General features: G+C 63.1%; 14 protein-coding genes and 1 pseudogene. 12 read left to right on the forward strand and 3 right to left on the reverse strand.

The features are described from left to right. The 7 genes from VFW69_RS22620 to VFW69_RS22650 form a co-directional block, all read left to right on the forward strand. The coding region (locus VFW69_RS22620) for a transketolase-like TK C-terminal-containing protein (RefSeq protein WP_526504815.1) at nucleotides 1-552 on the forward strand (552 nt) is incomplete at its 5' end. Nucleotides 553-911: 359 nt separating this feature from the next. Continuing rightward, nucleotides 912-2117, forward strand: coding sequence for a DUF1214 domain-containing protein (locus VFW69_RS22625; protein ID WP_526504837.1), 1206 nt, complete (start codon nucleotides 912-914; stop codon nucleotides 2115-2117). After that, a complete protein-coding gene (locus VFW69_RS22630; protein ID WP_526504817.1) occupies nucleotides 2114-3259 on the forward strand; it encodes a sulfotransferase in 1146 nt (381 codons plus the stop codon). Before VFW69_RS22625 ends, VFW69_RS22630 begins: the two co-directional genes overlap by 4 nt. Nucleotides 3260-3288: 29 nt before the next feature. Beyond that, nucleotides 3289-3996 carry a TetR/AcrR family transcriptional regulator gene (locus VFW69_RS22635; RefSeq protein WP_526504819.1) on the forward strand — a complete coding sequence of 236 codons (708 nt, stop codon included), beginning with the start codon at nucleotides 3289-3291 and terminating at the stop codon, nucleotides 3994-3996. 7 nt (nucleotides 3997-4003) lie between these two features. Beyond that, nucleotides 4004-4807 (forward strand): SDR family NAD(P)-dependent oxidoreductase, encoded by an 804-nt coding sequence (locus VFW69_RS22640; protein WP_526504821.1) that lies wholly within the window; start codon nucleotides 4004-4006, stop codon nucleotides 4805-4807. 354 nt (nucleotides 4808-5161) lie between these two features. Beyond that, a complete protein-coding gene (locus VFW69_RS22645) occupies nucleotides 5162-6370 on the forward strand; it encodes a DUF1214 domain-containing protein (protein ID WP_526504839.1) in 1209 nt (402 codons plus the stop codon). A gap of 33 nt (nucleotides 6371-6403) precedes the next feature. Further along, nucleotides 6404-7381 (forward strand): NAD-dependent epimerase/dehydratase family protein, encoded by a 978-nt coding sequence (locus tag VFW69_RS22650; RefSeq protein WP_526504823.1) that lies wholly within the window; start codon nucleotides 6404-6406, stop codon nucleotides 7379-7381. 238 nt (nucleotides 7382-7619) lie between these two features. Here VFW69_RS22650 and VFW69_RS22655 read toward each other — a convergent pair whose 3' ends face one another. Beyond that, nucleotides 7620-8432 (reverse strand): SDR family NAD(P)-dependent oxidoreductase, encoded by an 813-nt coding sequence (locus tag VFW69_RS22655; RefSeq protein WP_526504825.1) that lies wholly within the window; start codon nucleotides 8430-8432, stop codon nucleotides 7620-7622. Between the two features lie 83 nt (nucleotides 8433-8515). Between VFW69_RS22655 and VFW69_RS22660 the strand changes: the two genes are divergently transcribed. The 3 genes and pseudogenes from VFW69_RS22660 to VFW69_RS22670 all read left to right on the forward strand — a co-directional run bounded on the left by VFW69_RS22660 (nucleotide 8516) and on the right by VFW69_RS22670 (nucleotide 10106). Next, a complete protein-coding gene (locus VFW69_RS22660) occupies nucleotides 8516-9508 on the forward strand; it encodes an NAD-dependent epimerase/dehydratase family protein (protein WP_526504827.1) in 993 nt (330 codons plus the stop codon). Nucleotides 9509-9617: 109 nt separating this feature from the next. Further along, nucleotides 9618-9671, forward strand: a pseudogene (locus VFW69_RS22665) (hypothetical protein); the annotation flags it as partial. Continuing rightward, nucleotides 9672-10106, forward strand: coding sequence for a TetR/AcrR family transcriptional regulator (locus tag VFW69_RS22670; RefSeq protein WP_526504841.1), 435 nt, complete (start codon nucleotides 9672-9674; stop codon nucleotides 10104-10106). Nucleotides 10107-10147: 41 nt separating this feature from the next. Here VFW69_RS22670 and VFW69_RS22675 read toward each other — a convergent pair whose 3' ends face one another. Further along, on the reverse strand, nucleotides 10148-10774 hold the full coding sequence (locus tag VFW69_RS22675) for a TetR/AcrR family transcriptional regulator (RefSeq protein WP_526504829.1): 627 nt from the start codon (nucleotides 10772-10774) through the stop codon (nucleotides 10148-10150). A 104-nt stretch (nucleotides 10775-10878) separates the two neighbouring features. Here VFW69_RS22675 and VFW69_RS22680 point away from each other — a divergent pair, with 104 nt between their 5' ends. Continuing rightward, a complete protein-coding gene (locus tag VFW69_RS22680; protein ID WP_526504831.1) occupies nucleotides 10879-12042 on the forward strand; it encodes a cytochrome P450 in 1164 nt (387 codons plus the stop codon). After that, nucleotides 12035-13111 carry an NAD(P)H-dependent amine dehydrogenase family protein gene (locus VFW69_RS22685; RefSeq protein WP_526504833.1) on the forward strand — a complete coding sequence of 359 codons (1077 nt, stop codon included), beginning with the start codon at nucleotides 12035-12037 and terminating at the stop codon, nucleotides 13109-13111. The genes VFW69_RS22680 and VFW69_RS22685 overlap by 8 nt, the downstream gene beginning before the upstream one ends. Nucleotides 13112-13261: 150 nt before the next feature. On the opposite strand, the gene VFW69_RS22690 is transcribed toward VFW69_RS22685, so the two are convergent. Next, on the reverse strand, nucleotides 13262-13549 hold a 288-nt coding region (locus VFW69_RS22690), incomplete at its 5' end, for a cytochrome P450 (RefSeq protein WP_526504835.1).

Below are 13549 nucleotides of genomic sequence, written 5' to 3' on the forward strand. Positions count from 1 at the left end.
ATTTCGCGGCTGGGGCGCCCGGATGGCAGTTCATCGTATTTGCGACTCTCCACGCGCCCGGTCGACCAGTCCTTGGCCGCGGTGCCGTCGGACCCGGCCGCTCGCGAACGGCGTCGGCGACAGGTTTTAGCCGGCGCCTATATAGTGCGCGGTTCGCAGCAGCCGGCCGTCACGCTCGTCGGAATGGGCGCGATGATCACCGAAACACTTCAGGCCGCAGAACGGCTCGCGGAGTTGGGTATTCGCGCTGAGGTGGTCTGTGTTACCAGCCCGGGTCGGCTATTCGAGGCGGTGCAGGCCAGGCGCGGGCTCGCGGAGGCGCCATCATGGGTCCTCGACCAAGTTTTCTCGGTCGAACGAGCCGCGCCGATGGTTACGGTGCTCGACGGACACCCGCACACGTTGTCATTCCTATCCACCATCAACCGAGTGCCCAGCACGTCGTTGGGAGTCACCAAGTTCGGCCAAGCAGGTGATCTCGGCGACATCTATCGCTACCACTGCATCGACACCGATTCGATTGTGCGTGCTGCGCTTGACCTGACCGAATAGCCACAGGCCAGGATCAGTGCGCCGATATTTCTGCGGATCCGTGTTTGTCCACGTCCCCCAAACTTTACGGGTGGCCAACTCGTCGGTGGCTGTCGTGTAGAGCCCAGGTCGGTCGATGCGCTGTCGATCAGCTTTGGGTGGTGGAGAGATGCACACTGAGTGGACCCCGAGCTCAGAGGCTACGACCCACGGAACGCCCAGTCGACCGGCGGCAGTGCCTCATTGACAACCGGCGTCATTCGATGCAACAGTGCGTACGTACCAATCGAAAATGATGCTTTCGAAACTGCGCACAGCAGCGCGCGGGAGGCGGAGGAACCGTGGCTGATGAGCAGGCGCCGACGGCGTGGAGGAACCCGATGGCGTGGTTGCCCCACACGATCGCCGAGACGGCGTTGTCGGGTAGTGGCGGCGAGGACCCGCAATTGGCCGAGGCATGGGCCCACCTGCACGAGCGGCTGACCGCAGCCGAGCAACTGGTGGTGTCGACTCCGGTCAACAAGAACCGGATCGACTATGCGTCGGGGATGCGCCACCTGATGGTTTTGCTCGCGGTCGGAATCGATACGGCGCTGCGTGTGGACCCTGACCCGGTCCTCGCGGTTACCCGCGCCAAGATGGACGACATCGTGACGTGGGGCCTCGAATGTCCGGATTGCGTTTACATGAATGCCAGCATGCGTGCGGGTGAGACCTATCGGCTATTCGGCAATAGAGGCACTGCCCGTTACGTAGGCCTGCAGACGATGGACGGGATGACGGCTGTCACTAATCGTCTCGTCGATGAACTCGAAGTGGACGCCGACGGAAACTTCGAGGCGATCCTCTCGGCCGACGAGCACGAAGGGAACTGGCTCAAGCTCGCTGGCGATCATCCCACACTGACGGTGCGAAACTTCTTATACGACTGGGACACCGAAACTTTGGCTTCGTTGAAGATTGAGCGTATCGGCGACGCCGTCGAGCCAAAAGACCATTCGGTCGACCTGGACATATCGGTCTCGCGCCAGCTCTACGCGTTGGGGGAGTTCGTCTACGACAACCTGAAGTTCTTCCTCGACTTCGGGGCCATGCCCGAAGCCAACGGCTTCGTGCCCCCGATGGACATGAGCTCGATGGGCGCAGCGGCCGAAAATCGGCCTGTCATAGGGCGATTCGAGTTGGATTCCGACGAAGCTTTGATCCTGGAGTTCGAACCTCCGAAGGGTGTCTACTGGAGCCTCTCGTTGGGCAATCCGTGGCTGGAGACAATCCACTATGGGCTCCACCAGTCGAGCCTCAATGGGCATCAAGTGGTCGTCGATCCTGACGGCGTCGCCCGCTTCGTGCTCGCTTCGAGGGATCCCGGCGTGGCGAATTGGCTTGACACTGCCGGGCACAGCAACGGCGCCATGCTTTTGCGCTGTGTCCGCACCGAGACCGCCCCCGTACCGAACACACGCGTCGTCGCGTTCGGCGAGGTTCTCTCGGCATTGCCGTCCGACACCACCATGACAACGCCAGAGGACCGTGCCCGGGTCATCGAAGCGCGTCGCAGCGCCGTACACGAAAGGTTCTACCGATGAGCTTCGCCGCAGATGAATTGGAAGAGGGAGCACGCAACGCCACCGGCCTGGACGATTTCGGCTCGTCCTACTATCGCGAAGGTCTCGAGCGGACGGTCGACTCCTTGAACAACGAGGCTGATCTCAACGACCTCGGCAATGTGATGCAGCACGCCACGATCAGTAACGCGCTCATCCAGCGGCTGAAGATCGTAGATACGTACAAACAGCATCCGGAGATCGCCGAGGAGGTGATCGAGGGCCCGGTGGTCATCCTCGGGTTGCCCCGAACGGGTACAACGGCGTTGGGGCAGCTGATAGCCAACGATCCACAGTTCCGGTCGTTGCGAACCTGGGAATCGCAGGCGCCCACGCCCCCGCCGGAAGCTGACACTCAGTACACCGATCCGCGGATCGCACAAGCCGCCGAGGGAATCGCGATGATCGACAGCATGTTCCCGGACTTCAAGGCCATGATGAGTACGGGGCCCGAAGCCGCGACCGAGTGCCAGGATCTGATGGGAATGAGCTTTCGCACCTATCATTTCGACGGGGTGGTCCGCGTCCCGAGTTATGTCGAGTGGTTGATGGGAACCGACATGCGCGAGACCTATCAATTCCACGAGCAGGTGCTCAAGTTGCTGCAGTGGCATTGCAAGCCGAATTTGTGGCACCTGCGCACACCGGTGCACATGTTCGCGCTGGAATCCTTTGTCGAGACGTATCCGAACGCGAAATTCCTTTGGAGCCATCGGGATCCGGCCAAGGTGCTGGGGTCGGTCTGCAGCCTCATCGCCTACATCCGCAGTTGGAGCAGCGATCGCAAAGACCCGCACGAACTGGGCGCCGAACAGCTGGCATGGTGGGTCAAGGGCATCGGCCGCGCCATGGACTTCAGAGAAAAGTTCGGCGACGACCGTTTCGTCGACGTGTCATTCGCGGATCTGCAGGCCGATTCCGTCAAGACGGTGGCCGACAGCTACAAGAAACTAGGTCTGGAGTTCACGGATCAAGCGCGCGCGAAGGTGCAGGAGTGGGCTGACAGCCACAAGCCGGGACAGCGTGGCACCCACACCTACGAATTGGCCGACTACGGCCTGACGGAGGGGCAGGTACACGAAGCCTTCGGCCAGTACCTGGCCACCTACGACGCATCCGCCTGACCCGTACGAGCGAGGTGCAAAATTGCGGTATGTCATCCACTAGTTCGGGGGGGCGAAAGAAGCTCGCGCCCGATCCGCAGGTGCGTACCGCGATTCTGGCCGCGGCCACCGAACTCGTGCGGCAAGAGGGCGTCGGCGCGCTCAGCATCGCCGAGGTGCTCTCCCGGACGCAACTGGGCACCCGGGCCTTTTACCGACACTTCGACTCCAAGGATCAACTGGTGTCGGCGCTGTTCTTGGAGATGGCACACGTTGAGGTGTTGCGATTGCGACAGCGGATGGCGGCTGCTCCGGACGCCGTTCACGCGGTGGTCGCCTGGATCGACGGTCGGCTGGATTTGGCGTTCAACGTAGAGATCCGGTCGGACCTGCGTCAGCTGTCGCTGGAAGCTCAGTCGCAGATGCTCGCTGCACCCGAGCTGGTCGGACCCGCGTATCGCGAGATCCTGCGTCCGCTCGTCGAGCTGCTCAGACACGGAAGGGATGCGCGGCTGTTCAGCGACATCGACCCCGAAATTGAGGCTCTTTCGATCCAGGGCGTGGTGTGGTCCAATGTCGAACGCCAATGGGCCACAACGGGTTGCGAGTTCAACGACCTCCGAGCGCACGTACTGCGCTTCTGCCTGCGCGGGCTCGGCGTCGCTCCCGGGACCATCGAAGACATCGTTGAGCGCATCGCGATCGGCGGAGAACAGCGTAAGCGCAACGCATCCAAACGGGTGCGTCCAGGGAGATAGGGAGAACATGGACTTAGGTCTGGCAGGTTCGGCCGCGGTGGTCACCGGCGGCAGTAAAGGTATGGGTTTGGCGATCGCCGAGACGCTGGCCGCCGAAGGGGCGAAAGTCGCGGTGATGGCCCGGGGTCGGGAAGCTCTCGATGCCGCCACGAAATCACTCCTGGCTGCTGGTGCGCCCGATGCCGTGGGCATCAGTGTCGACATGTCGGCCGGCGATTCGATCGCGGCGGGATTCCAGGAAGTCCGCGAGCGCTGGGGAGCGCTGAACAGTCTCGTCCACACGATCGGCCCGGGCGACGGCTACTTCGAAGAGATGGACGATTCCGAATGGGATGCCGCGTTCGCGTTGGGCACCATGTCTGGGGTGCGCTCGATCCGGGCAGCGTTGCCGATGCTGAGAACCGCAGAATGGGCACGCATCGTCACACTGTCAGCGCACTCCATCCAGCGGCAGAACCCGCGGATCGTCGCCTATACCGCGTCGAAGGCGGCATTGAGCAGCGTGACCAAGAACCTGTCGAAAAGCCTTGCCAAGGACGGCATTCTGGTCAACTGCGTCTGCCCTGGCACCATCGTCACCGCCAGCTTCACCGAGAACCTCAAAGACATTCTGGCCGCGGAGGGACTCGACGCGACGAACCCCGTCCACGTGATGAAGTGGATCGACGACAACTTTCACCAGCCGTGCGACCTCGGCCGGGCCGGTCTGCCGGAGGAAATCGCCTCCATCACAACCTATCTGGCGTCACGGCGAAACGGGTATGTCACGGGCGCGACGGTCAACGTAGATGGCGGCTCGGACTTCGTCTGAGGCCGCCGCCGCGACGAAGGAGTCGCATATGCCCGACGCCTGCGCGAAGGGGCGCGTCCATGTTGTTGCGAGAAACCGCGAAGCTGCCAATCCTGTTGCAGCCCAATAGGTGATATATGTGTCGGGCGTCGCAGTCCCAAGCTGGCCGGCAACTCGACGAGACTTCGGTTGCTGATTCGGGCAGCGAGGTCTCACCTCGACGCGGTTTCAGCTGAATCTGCTTGTCGAGACCGCGTGACCGCACCGTTGACAACCGTCCCATGGCGGTGTGATAGTCGTCCCATCTGGAAAATGAAAACATTGTTTTCAGATTAGCGAGCACTCGGAGGAAATGTGGCTGACGAACAGAAGCCAATGGCTTGGTTGCCTTTCGCCATCGCCGAGGCGTCGATGGACGGTGCCCCGGGGGTCGACGACATGTCGTTGTCACAGGCGTGGTCTCATCTGCTCGACGGCTTGAAGCGGTCGGCGGAGATCGTTGAATCCGACCCCGTTAGTCGCAACCGGATCGATCTTGCCTCCGGCATGCGGCATCTGTTGGTGCTGCTTGCCGCTGGCATCGACACAGCGTTGCGGGTGGAGTCCGATCCGATCCTGAGTGTGCAGGCCACCAGCACCGATGATCGCATCACCTGGGGGATGGAGTGCCCGGACGGCCTGTACACCGGTGCCGCGATGCGCGGGCGAGAGAGCTACCGTCTGTTCGGCAACCGTGGCACAGCGCGCTACGTCGGGCTGCAGACGATGAACGGCATCGTGTCGACGAGCAACGTACTGGTCGACGAACTCGAGGTCGATGCCGACGGGAACTTCGAGATCATCCTGTCCGCCGACGAGCGCAGTGGGAACTGGATGCCGATCGAGGGTGATCACCCGACGCTGACAGTCCGTCACTTTTTCTACGACTGGGACACCGAGGTGCCCTCGTCGCTGCAGATCGAGCGGATCGGCGACGCGGTGCCGGTCAAGGACCGCTCCGTCGACCTCGATGTGGCGGTGACGCGGCAGTTGGCGGCGCTCGGTGATTTCGTGCACGACAACACCAAGTTCTTCCTCGACTTCGGTGCGGCGCCCCCAGAGAATGGCTTCCTGCCGGGAATAGACCGCACCTCGATGGGCGCCGCCGCCGAGAACAGGCCGGTGATAGGCCGTTGGGCGCTTAACCCCGGCGAGGCGTTGATCCTCGAGGTCGAGCCCCCCAAAGGCGTCTACTGGAGCTACTCGTTGGGCAACCCCTGGTGGGAGACCATCCACTACGGCCGCCATCAGTCCAGCCTCAACGCCCATCAGGCCGCGGTGGATTCGGACAGGATGGTGCGGGTAGTGCTCAGCGACCGGGACCCCGGCGTCGCTAACTGGCTGGACACCGCGGGCCACAGCAACGGCGCGATGATCCTGCGCTGCGTGCGGACGGAGACAGCGCCGACACCCACGGTCCGGTTGGTGGCGTTCGACGACGTCGGCTCGGCGTTACCCGCAGACACCAAAATGATCACCGCCGAAGAGCGGGCGCGGATCCTTTCGGCTCGCCGTCGCGCCGTTCACAAACGGTTCGCACGCTGAGATTCTCGCCGGTACGTGACTGAGGAGTGAACTGTGTTGTCAGACAAGAAGATTCTAATCACGGGCGCGACCGGTCAGATCGGACGACCGATCGCGGAGCGATTGGCAGGCGATAACGAGGTCTGGTGTGCCGCGCGTTTTAGTGACCCCGCACTGCGCAAAGAGATAGAGGATTTGGGCATCAGGACCTGCCGGTGGTCGCTCGAATCGGGTGACTTCTCGGAGATGCCCGACAATTTCACCCACGTCCTACACTCGGCCTTCCTGATCGCAGAACCGGTGCATGACACTGCGGTTCGCGTCAATGCCCAGAGCACCGGGCAGCTGATGCAGCACTGCCGAAAAGCCGAGTCCTTCGTATTCGTGTCGGCGTCGGCCGTCTACGAGCCCCAGGAGCCCGGCCACCTCTACGCCGAGAAGGATCCGCTCGGGGGCTTGGCCTCGTACATGCCGAGCTATCCCGTCGCCAAGATTGCGTGCGAGGGCGTCGTCCACGCCGCGGCCCACATGCTCGATCTACCCAGCACCATCGCCCGGATGAACATCGGGTACGGGATGGCCAGCCACGGCGGTGTGCCGGTGATGTACTGCCAGCAGATGCTCGCCGGCCAACCAATTGGCGTGCCCTTCGGCCACGACAATTGGGGTTCCCCCATTCACGAGGACGATATCGCCGAGCAGGCGAGCGGTCCCCTCTTCGGTGTGGCCTCCTTGCCCGTCACTGTTCTCAACTGGGCGGGCGATGACGCGGTGTCGCACGTCCAGCTCTGCGACTACATCGGCGAACTGACCGGGGCGACGCCACACTATGTCCAATCCGAACTCACCTTCGACTCGTTCGCCTCGGACAACACGCACCGCGAGCAGCTCATCGGATCCTGCGCGGTTGCATGGGGGGACGGGGTGCGCAGAACCCTGGCGCGTCACTTCCCCGAGGTGGTCACCGGCGAATCGTCGGTGGGACAGCACGCGGAAACGCCCGGCCTCGGTCAGGGCGCCGGTAGCGGGTAGCAGGGGCCGAGCCCATTGCGAGCCCATTGCGCTTGGCCCACAGGAAAAATCGGAACAACGGATAGTTGCTGTCGATTCCGATGCAGCCGTGAACCTGTTGCGCCGTGGCGGCCACCCGCATTCCGGCCTCGGACCTGGCCCGGGGAGTAGACGATGACGGGGGACGACTGGCCGGAGTCGTTGAGGGCGTTTGGCGGACAGCCGGTTCATCGGAATCGGTTCGGTGCGCGGCATGTGATCAGATGCCGGTCGGTCCGAGCGCGTAGGCGCCGGTCTCGGGGTGGTGGTACCAGCCACTGGCGGCGTGGGTGCCGCCATCGACGTGGATGGTCTGGCCCGTGATGTAGCTGGACAGATCCGATGCGAGAAACACTGCTGCACCGGCCATCTCGTCGACGTGACCGGCGCGGCCCATCGGGACGGTGAGGCCGAAACGTTCCGCGCTCCCGGGTGGAGCGATCTGCGTGATCCCTTCGGTGAGAGTGATGTCGGGGGCCAGGGCGTTGACACGGATGGCGTGGGGGGCGAGCTCGAGGGCGGCGGTCTTGGTGTAGTTGATGACACCGGCCTTGGCCGCGGCGTAGGTCGCGAATCCGGGCGCGGCGCGTACGCCCTCGATTGATGTGACGCTGATGATGCTGCCCGACAGGTTCTGCTCGACGATGCCGCGGGCGACAAGTTGGGTACACAGATAGACGTGGCGCAGGTTCGCCCGGTACAGGGCGTCCCAGCCGTTTTCGCTGGTGTCGAGAATCCCCGACCAGAAAACCCCACCGGCATTGTTGACCAGGATTGTGACCGGGCCCAGCTCGGCATTGGTCCGCGTGAGCGCGGCGCCTACCGCGGCACTGTCACGCACGTCGGTAATGATGCCCAGCGCGCCGATCTCGTCCGCGGCAGACGCGCAGGTTTCGGCATCGCGTTCCCAGATCGCCACCTTCGCGCCGAATGCGGCGAGCCCCGCCGCGATGCCCCGGCCGATGCCCGCACCGCCGCCGGTGACGACCGCGACGCGGTCGGTTAAGAGGATCTTCGATGGTTCAACAGTCATCGCTTAACTGTATGGCAAAAGCCAGCTCGAATGTTACAGTTGATACTCAAACTGTCCTGTTCGTAACGGAGGCGAGGCGGATTGTGGCAAACACGATTTTCGTCACCGGTGCCACCGGGCAGACCGGCGGCAATGTCTGCGAACAGCTGATCGAACGGGGAGACAACGTTCGTGTCCTGGTGCGCAACCCCGACGAAGCCGCGGCGCTGGCCGGGATCGGCGTCGAACTGATCAAAGGCGACATCAGCGATGCCGGCGACGTGCTCCGTGCTGCCAAGGGTGCCGATGCGGCAATCCACTGTGCGGCCCTCCTGGGAGGCGCGAGTCAGGACCTGGACGATTTCAAGGCCGTCAACATGGTCGGAACCACGAACGTGTTGGATGCGGCCAAGGCCCACGGGATGCGTCGGGTGGTCGCCCTGAGCACCTCCACATTCTTCGACCTCACCACCGATCGCGACTTCGAAGAGGCCCCGGTGCTTCAAAACCCACCCAACGACCCCTACACCGTCACAAAGCTGGCTGCCTTCCGGGAAGCCCAACAACGGGCAGCTGCAGGCGACGACGTGTTGACCTGTCATCCGGGTGCGATCTTCGGTCCGGGATTGGTCGTCGAAAGAGCCCTGCACCGAACCAGTTTCAACAGGGTGCTGCTGGCCGGAATGCGCGGACGGATCAAGCGGTACCTCGCCTTCCCGGTGACGTGGGTGGCCGGGGCTGACGTTGCGAAGGGCTCGATCGCCGCGCTGGACCGGGGTGCGGCCGGCGAGCGTTACCTGTTGATCGGTCAGCCCGAGGCCGAGATCAGCACCGCCGCCGGTATCAACCGTGCCTGCGAGATCGCTGGAATCGAGCACCGTGTCGAAGATCTCGACTACCGTTCCGACCCCGAAGCGTTGACCGCCGAGTTCGGGCCCACCCTGATGGCAATCGCAAAAGCCGCAGCCAAAGGCGGCCGCAGGCCCAGAACTAACGACAACCCGACCAGCAGAAGGCTCGGCTACGAACCGATGTCCTTCGACGACGGGCTGCGGCTGTTGATTCCGTGGCTGCGCGAACTCGGACGACTCAGCTGAGCCCAGTGAACGTGGTGTAGCCGTCGTGTCGATTGTCGAACCGCGCCGATCGGGTTCGGACCCCGGAGATCTCGCCGACCGCATCCTCGATGCGGCCCATCGGCTGATACTGCGAACAGGTGCCCGCAGGTTATCGCTTTCGGATGTCGCCATCCTGGCCGGTGTGTCGCGCCCGACAATCTACCGCTACTTCGTGTCCAAAGAGGAACTGATCGACGCGCTGGGCAAGCGTGAGTACAGGCGTTTCAACTTGGTCATGGACGAGGCCATCTCCCGGGTCACCGGAGTCGCGCGACTGGAAGCCGCGGTCGAGGTGGTAGCGACCTTCGTGAAGGATCAGCCGCCCGGGCGGCTGATCGACCTGGAACCGGGCTTCGCCAACGAGCAGATGGCACGGGTACTGCCGATGATCACCGAAGCGCTGAGGGCGGTTCTGCGGCGGTGCGCCCGCGAGGACGGCATCAATACCGTTGTGGCCCCCCGTGACGTTGCCGGTGCGATCGCGCGAATTGCCCTCAGTCACTACATCTTTCCCGATGCCGACCGTGCGGCGGCCCGCAGAGAGATTCGTGCGGCTGCGGGTTTACCCGCAAAATGAGACGTTTCACCGCGGTCCGCCAAAGGCGGTTGACGCCCTCCCTAGTGCTGGGTGCGCACCGCCGCGGCGCGTCGGGGCCGTCCAGGCGCTCTGAGTCCGGCGACCAGTCGCGACAGCGCGGCACCGGCATCACGGCGAGCATCGGCGGGGTCGTCGGACGCCGCGATCATCAGCGCGGTGTCGTTGACGAGCATCAGCAGGATCTGCGCCAAGGGCCCGATGGGCTGTTCATCGACGAGACCGGCTTCGATCGCGGCGCGAAGGCGTTGCTCGATGGGTTGGAGGCCGCGGGCTTGTTCAGCGCGGTGCCATCGCGCCGGTCCGAACACCGCGGGTCCGTCGACGAGCAGCGCCCGCACGTCGGGCGCCACAGCGACCAGGTCTAGGAAGTCGATAAGTACCGACTGCAAACTTTCCAGCGCATCAGCGGTTGTGTCGATCCGCTCGTCGAGCTGCGCGGCCAGACTTCTGTGCACATCCTCGAATACCGCTAGAAACAGCTCCTCACGATCGGCGAAATGGGCGTAGAAAGCACCGCGCGTACCGACGCCTGCGGCGTTGACGATGTCCGATGTGCTTGTCGCGAAGAAGCCACGCTCGCCCCACAATCGGCGCGCGGTTGCGATGATCGCGGCACGTGTCGCCTGAGCCTGTTGCTGACGCGTCATTGCCTGTTAGTGTAGCTGACATGCAACCTGCATCTGAACTTGTGACCCACTCCGCCAACCGCTCCGATGCTGCGTGGAGATTGTTTGAACACTTCAATGTTCTGGTGGGATTCGGTCAGCCCTCGCCGCATTCGCTCTACGCCGAGCTACGCACCGAAGCCCCGGTGCATCCGGGCGCGCCACACCTGGGCGCGCCAGGTAATCACGACGGCACACCGACCACCTTCAGCGTGTATGGCTACGACGCCGCCGTCGAGGTGCTCCTCGATACGGGAACCTTCAGCAGCTCAGCACATGCCGATTTGGCCGGTACGGTCATGGGTCGATCCGTAATCGAAATGGACCCTCCCGAGCATCGCAGCTATCGTGCTCTGCTACAGCCATCACTGGGCCCCAAGACCATGGCTCGGTGGCAAAAGTCCGTCGTGACACCGCTACTGGAAGAAATGATCACGAATTTGCGCCCCGCCGGGCGAGACAACCTGGTGCGCGGATTCCTCTTCGATTTCCCGATGCGCACATTCGCTGCGATGCTCGGGCTGCCCAAATCTCAGTACGCAGAATTCCATTACGCGGCAATTGAACTCATTACACTGGTCGCCGACCCAGTGAAAGGAAAAGCCAGCGCGGGCGCGCTTGGCGACATGTTCGCAACGGTGCTCACCGACCGTCGGATCGCACCCCGCGACGACCTGATCTCGGTGCTCGCCCACGCCGAGCATGATGGCCAGCGGCTCACGGACGAAGAGATCTATTCGTTTCTGCGATTGTTGTTGCCCGCCGGCGCCGAGACGACGTACCGGTCCTCGTCGACTCTGCTGGCGGCACTGTTCGCCAACCCCGACCAGCTCGAACTTGTCCGCGACGATCCTGCCGCACTCACTGCCGCCGTCAATGAGGTCAATCGGTGGGAGACGCCGTTGCAGTTCGTACCTCGACGCGCGACCCGTGACACCGAAGTCGCCGGAGTCGCCATTCCGCGCGGATCGACAGTCGTCGTCGTGCTCGGTGCCGCGAATCGCGACCCGTCGCGATGGGAAAATCCGGACCGTTTCGACCTGCGCCGCCCACACCGCCCAGCGATTGCGTTCGGCCATGGCGCGCACCTCTGCATCGGGAAGCACCTGTCGAATCTCGAAACGGAGAGTCTGGTTCATGCGCTGCTCGAGTTGCCCAATGTGCGGTTGAATCCCGATGCCGAAACACCGACCATCGAGGGGACGTTGATGCGTTCACCCAGCCGGCTCGAGGTGGTATGGGATGTCTGACGTTTCGGATTCTGCTGCCGGGCCAAGCCGTGCAAGCCGACCCATCCGCGTCGTCCAGTGGACCAGCGGCATCGTCGGCGCCAGCGCGATCCGCGCCATCCTCGACGATCCCAGGCTGGACCTTGTCGGCCTCTACACGTACACCGCCGACAAGATCGGACAAGACGCGGGCACGCTTGTCGGGCGAGCTCCGAACGGGGTCCGTGCAACGAACGACATCGACGCGATCATCGCGTTGAAGCCGGATTGCCTTGTGTACATGCCTCATTGGCCCGATATCGCCGAACTCGAGTGCATGCTCGCCAGTGGAATAAATGTCGTTACGACGGCTCGGCTCGTCACCGGAGAGTTTTATCCCGAGGATGCCGGGGCAAGGCTGGCCCGTGCCGCCGAACGTGGTGGCGCGACGTTGGTCGGCACCGGATGCAACCCCATGCACGTACCTACGCTCGCGTTATCCGCGACGGCCTTGTGCCGGCACGTAAACCGCATCAGCGTGACCGAGTCGCTGGACTGCTTCCTCTACGACAACGGCCCCACCTGGTCAGGCTACGGATTCGGGGGTCCCCCTGATACCGAAACGATCAAAACTGCCCTGCTAGAAGCCGAACCCGACTACTTGGAAACAGTTGCTCTGATGGCACGGGCCATCGGCGTCGAACTCGATGACATCCGTCTGAACGTCTCATGCGCCGTATCGCTGCGTGAGCGCGATCTCGGCTACATGCGAATTGCCGCAGGCACTGTCTGCGGCGTGGACGCCACGTGGACAGGAGAATCGAATGGCGCCGAAGTAGCAGAGTTTCGCACCCAGTGGACACTCGGATCGACGCTCGGGCATTCGCAAGAGCCGGAGTGGAAACTCACCAACGGTTATGTGGTCCGAGTCGATGGCGAACCCAACGTTCGGCTCCAGATGTCGTTCATGCCAGCAGATTTCGACGAATTCGATATCGGAACGACAACTGCCATGCCCGCAGTCAACGCCATCCCGGGCGTCGTGGCGGCGCGTCCCGGTGTGCTCTCGACATTCGATCTGCCAGTTATCACTGGCCGCGCAAGGAATTGAGACGAATTGGTGCCCACCGCAGCGGCAACGCCTTACAGCGGTGGTCGCGGCTCCCATAGGCCTCACTTCGTACGCAACGTTGTGCTGTGCCCACTACCTTGGCGAAGGCTCGTGCAACGGCTCCCGACACCGCTTACGGTTTCGCCGGGGTCAAAGTCCGTTCGAACACGGCAGGCGTTTGATTCCATGGAAGAACGAGGACCGCAGCCGCGAGGGCGGCCCGATCACTTCCAGGTCGGGCAGCCGTCCATAGAGTTCTTCAAGCATCACCCGCATCTCCAATTTGGCCAGTTGCGCACCGAGGCAATAGTGGGTGCCGCCGCCGCCGAATGCCACGTGTTCAGCGGCGTCGGTGCGTCGAATGTCGAATTCCTGTGGGTGCTCGAACGCTGATTCGTCCCTGTTCGCCGACAGATAGTGCATGACCACCCAGTCGCC

The organism is Mycobacterium sp., assembly GCF_036273375.1.
In the GTDB taxonomy this organism is placed as follows: Bacteria; Actinomycetota; Actinomycetes; order Mycobacteriales; family Mycobacteriaceae; genus Mycobacterium.

What these genes read in the sequence shown, in the direction of transcription:
- VFW69_RS22675 (WP_526504829.1), bottom strand. Translation starts at nt 10,774, where the DNA reads ATGACGCGTCAGCAACAGGCTCAGGCGACACGTGCCGCGATCATCGCA.
- VFW69_RS22655 (WP_526504825.1), bottom strand. Translation starts at nt 8,432, where the DNA reads ATGACTGTTGAACCATCGAAGATCCTCTTAACCGACCGCGTCGCGGTC.
- VFW69_RS22640 (WP_526504821.1), top strand. Translation starts at nt 4,004, where the DNA reads ATGGACTTAGGTCTGGCAGGTTCGGCCGCGGTGGTCACCGGCGGCAGT.
- VFW69_RS22625 (WP_526504837.1), top strand. Translation starts at nt 912, where the DNA reads ATGGCGTGGTTGCCCCACACGATCGCCGAGACGGCGTTGTCGGGTAGT.
- VFW69_RS22635 (WP_526504819.1), top strand. Translation starts at nt 3,289, where the DNA reads ATGTCATCCACTAGTTCGGGGGGGCGAAAGAAGCTCGCGCCCGATCCG.
- VFW69_RS22645 (WP_526504839.1), top strand. Translation starts at nt 5,162, where the DNA reads ATGGCTTGGTTGCCTTTCGCCATCGCCGAGGCGTCGATGGACGGTGCC.
- VFW69_RS22685 (WP_526504833.1), top strand. Translation starts at nt 12,035, where the DNA reads ATGTCTGACGTTTCGGATTCTGCTGCCGGGCCAAGCCGTGCAAGCCGA.
- VFW69_RS22630 (WP_526504817.1), top strand. Translation starts at nt 2,114, where the DNA reads ATGAGCTTCGCCGCAGATGAATTGGAAGAGGGAGCACGCAACGCCACC.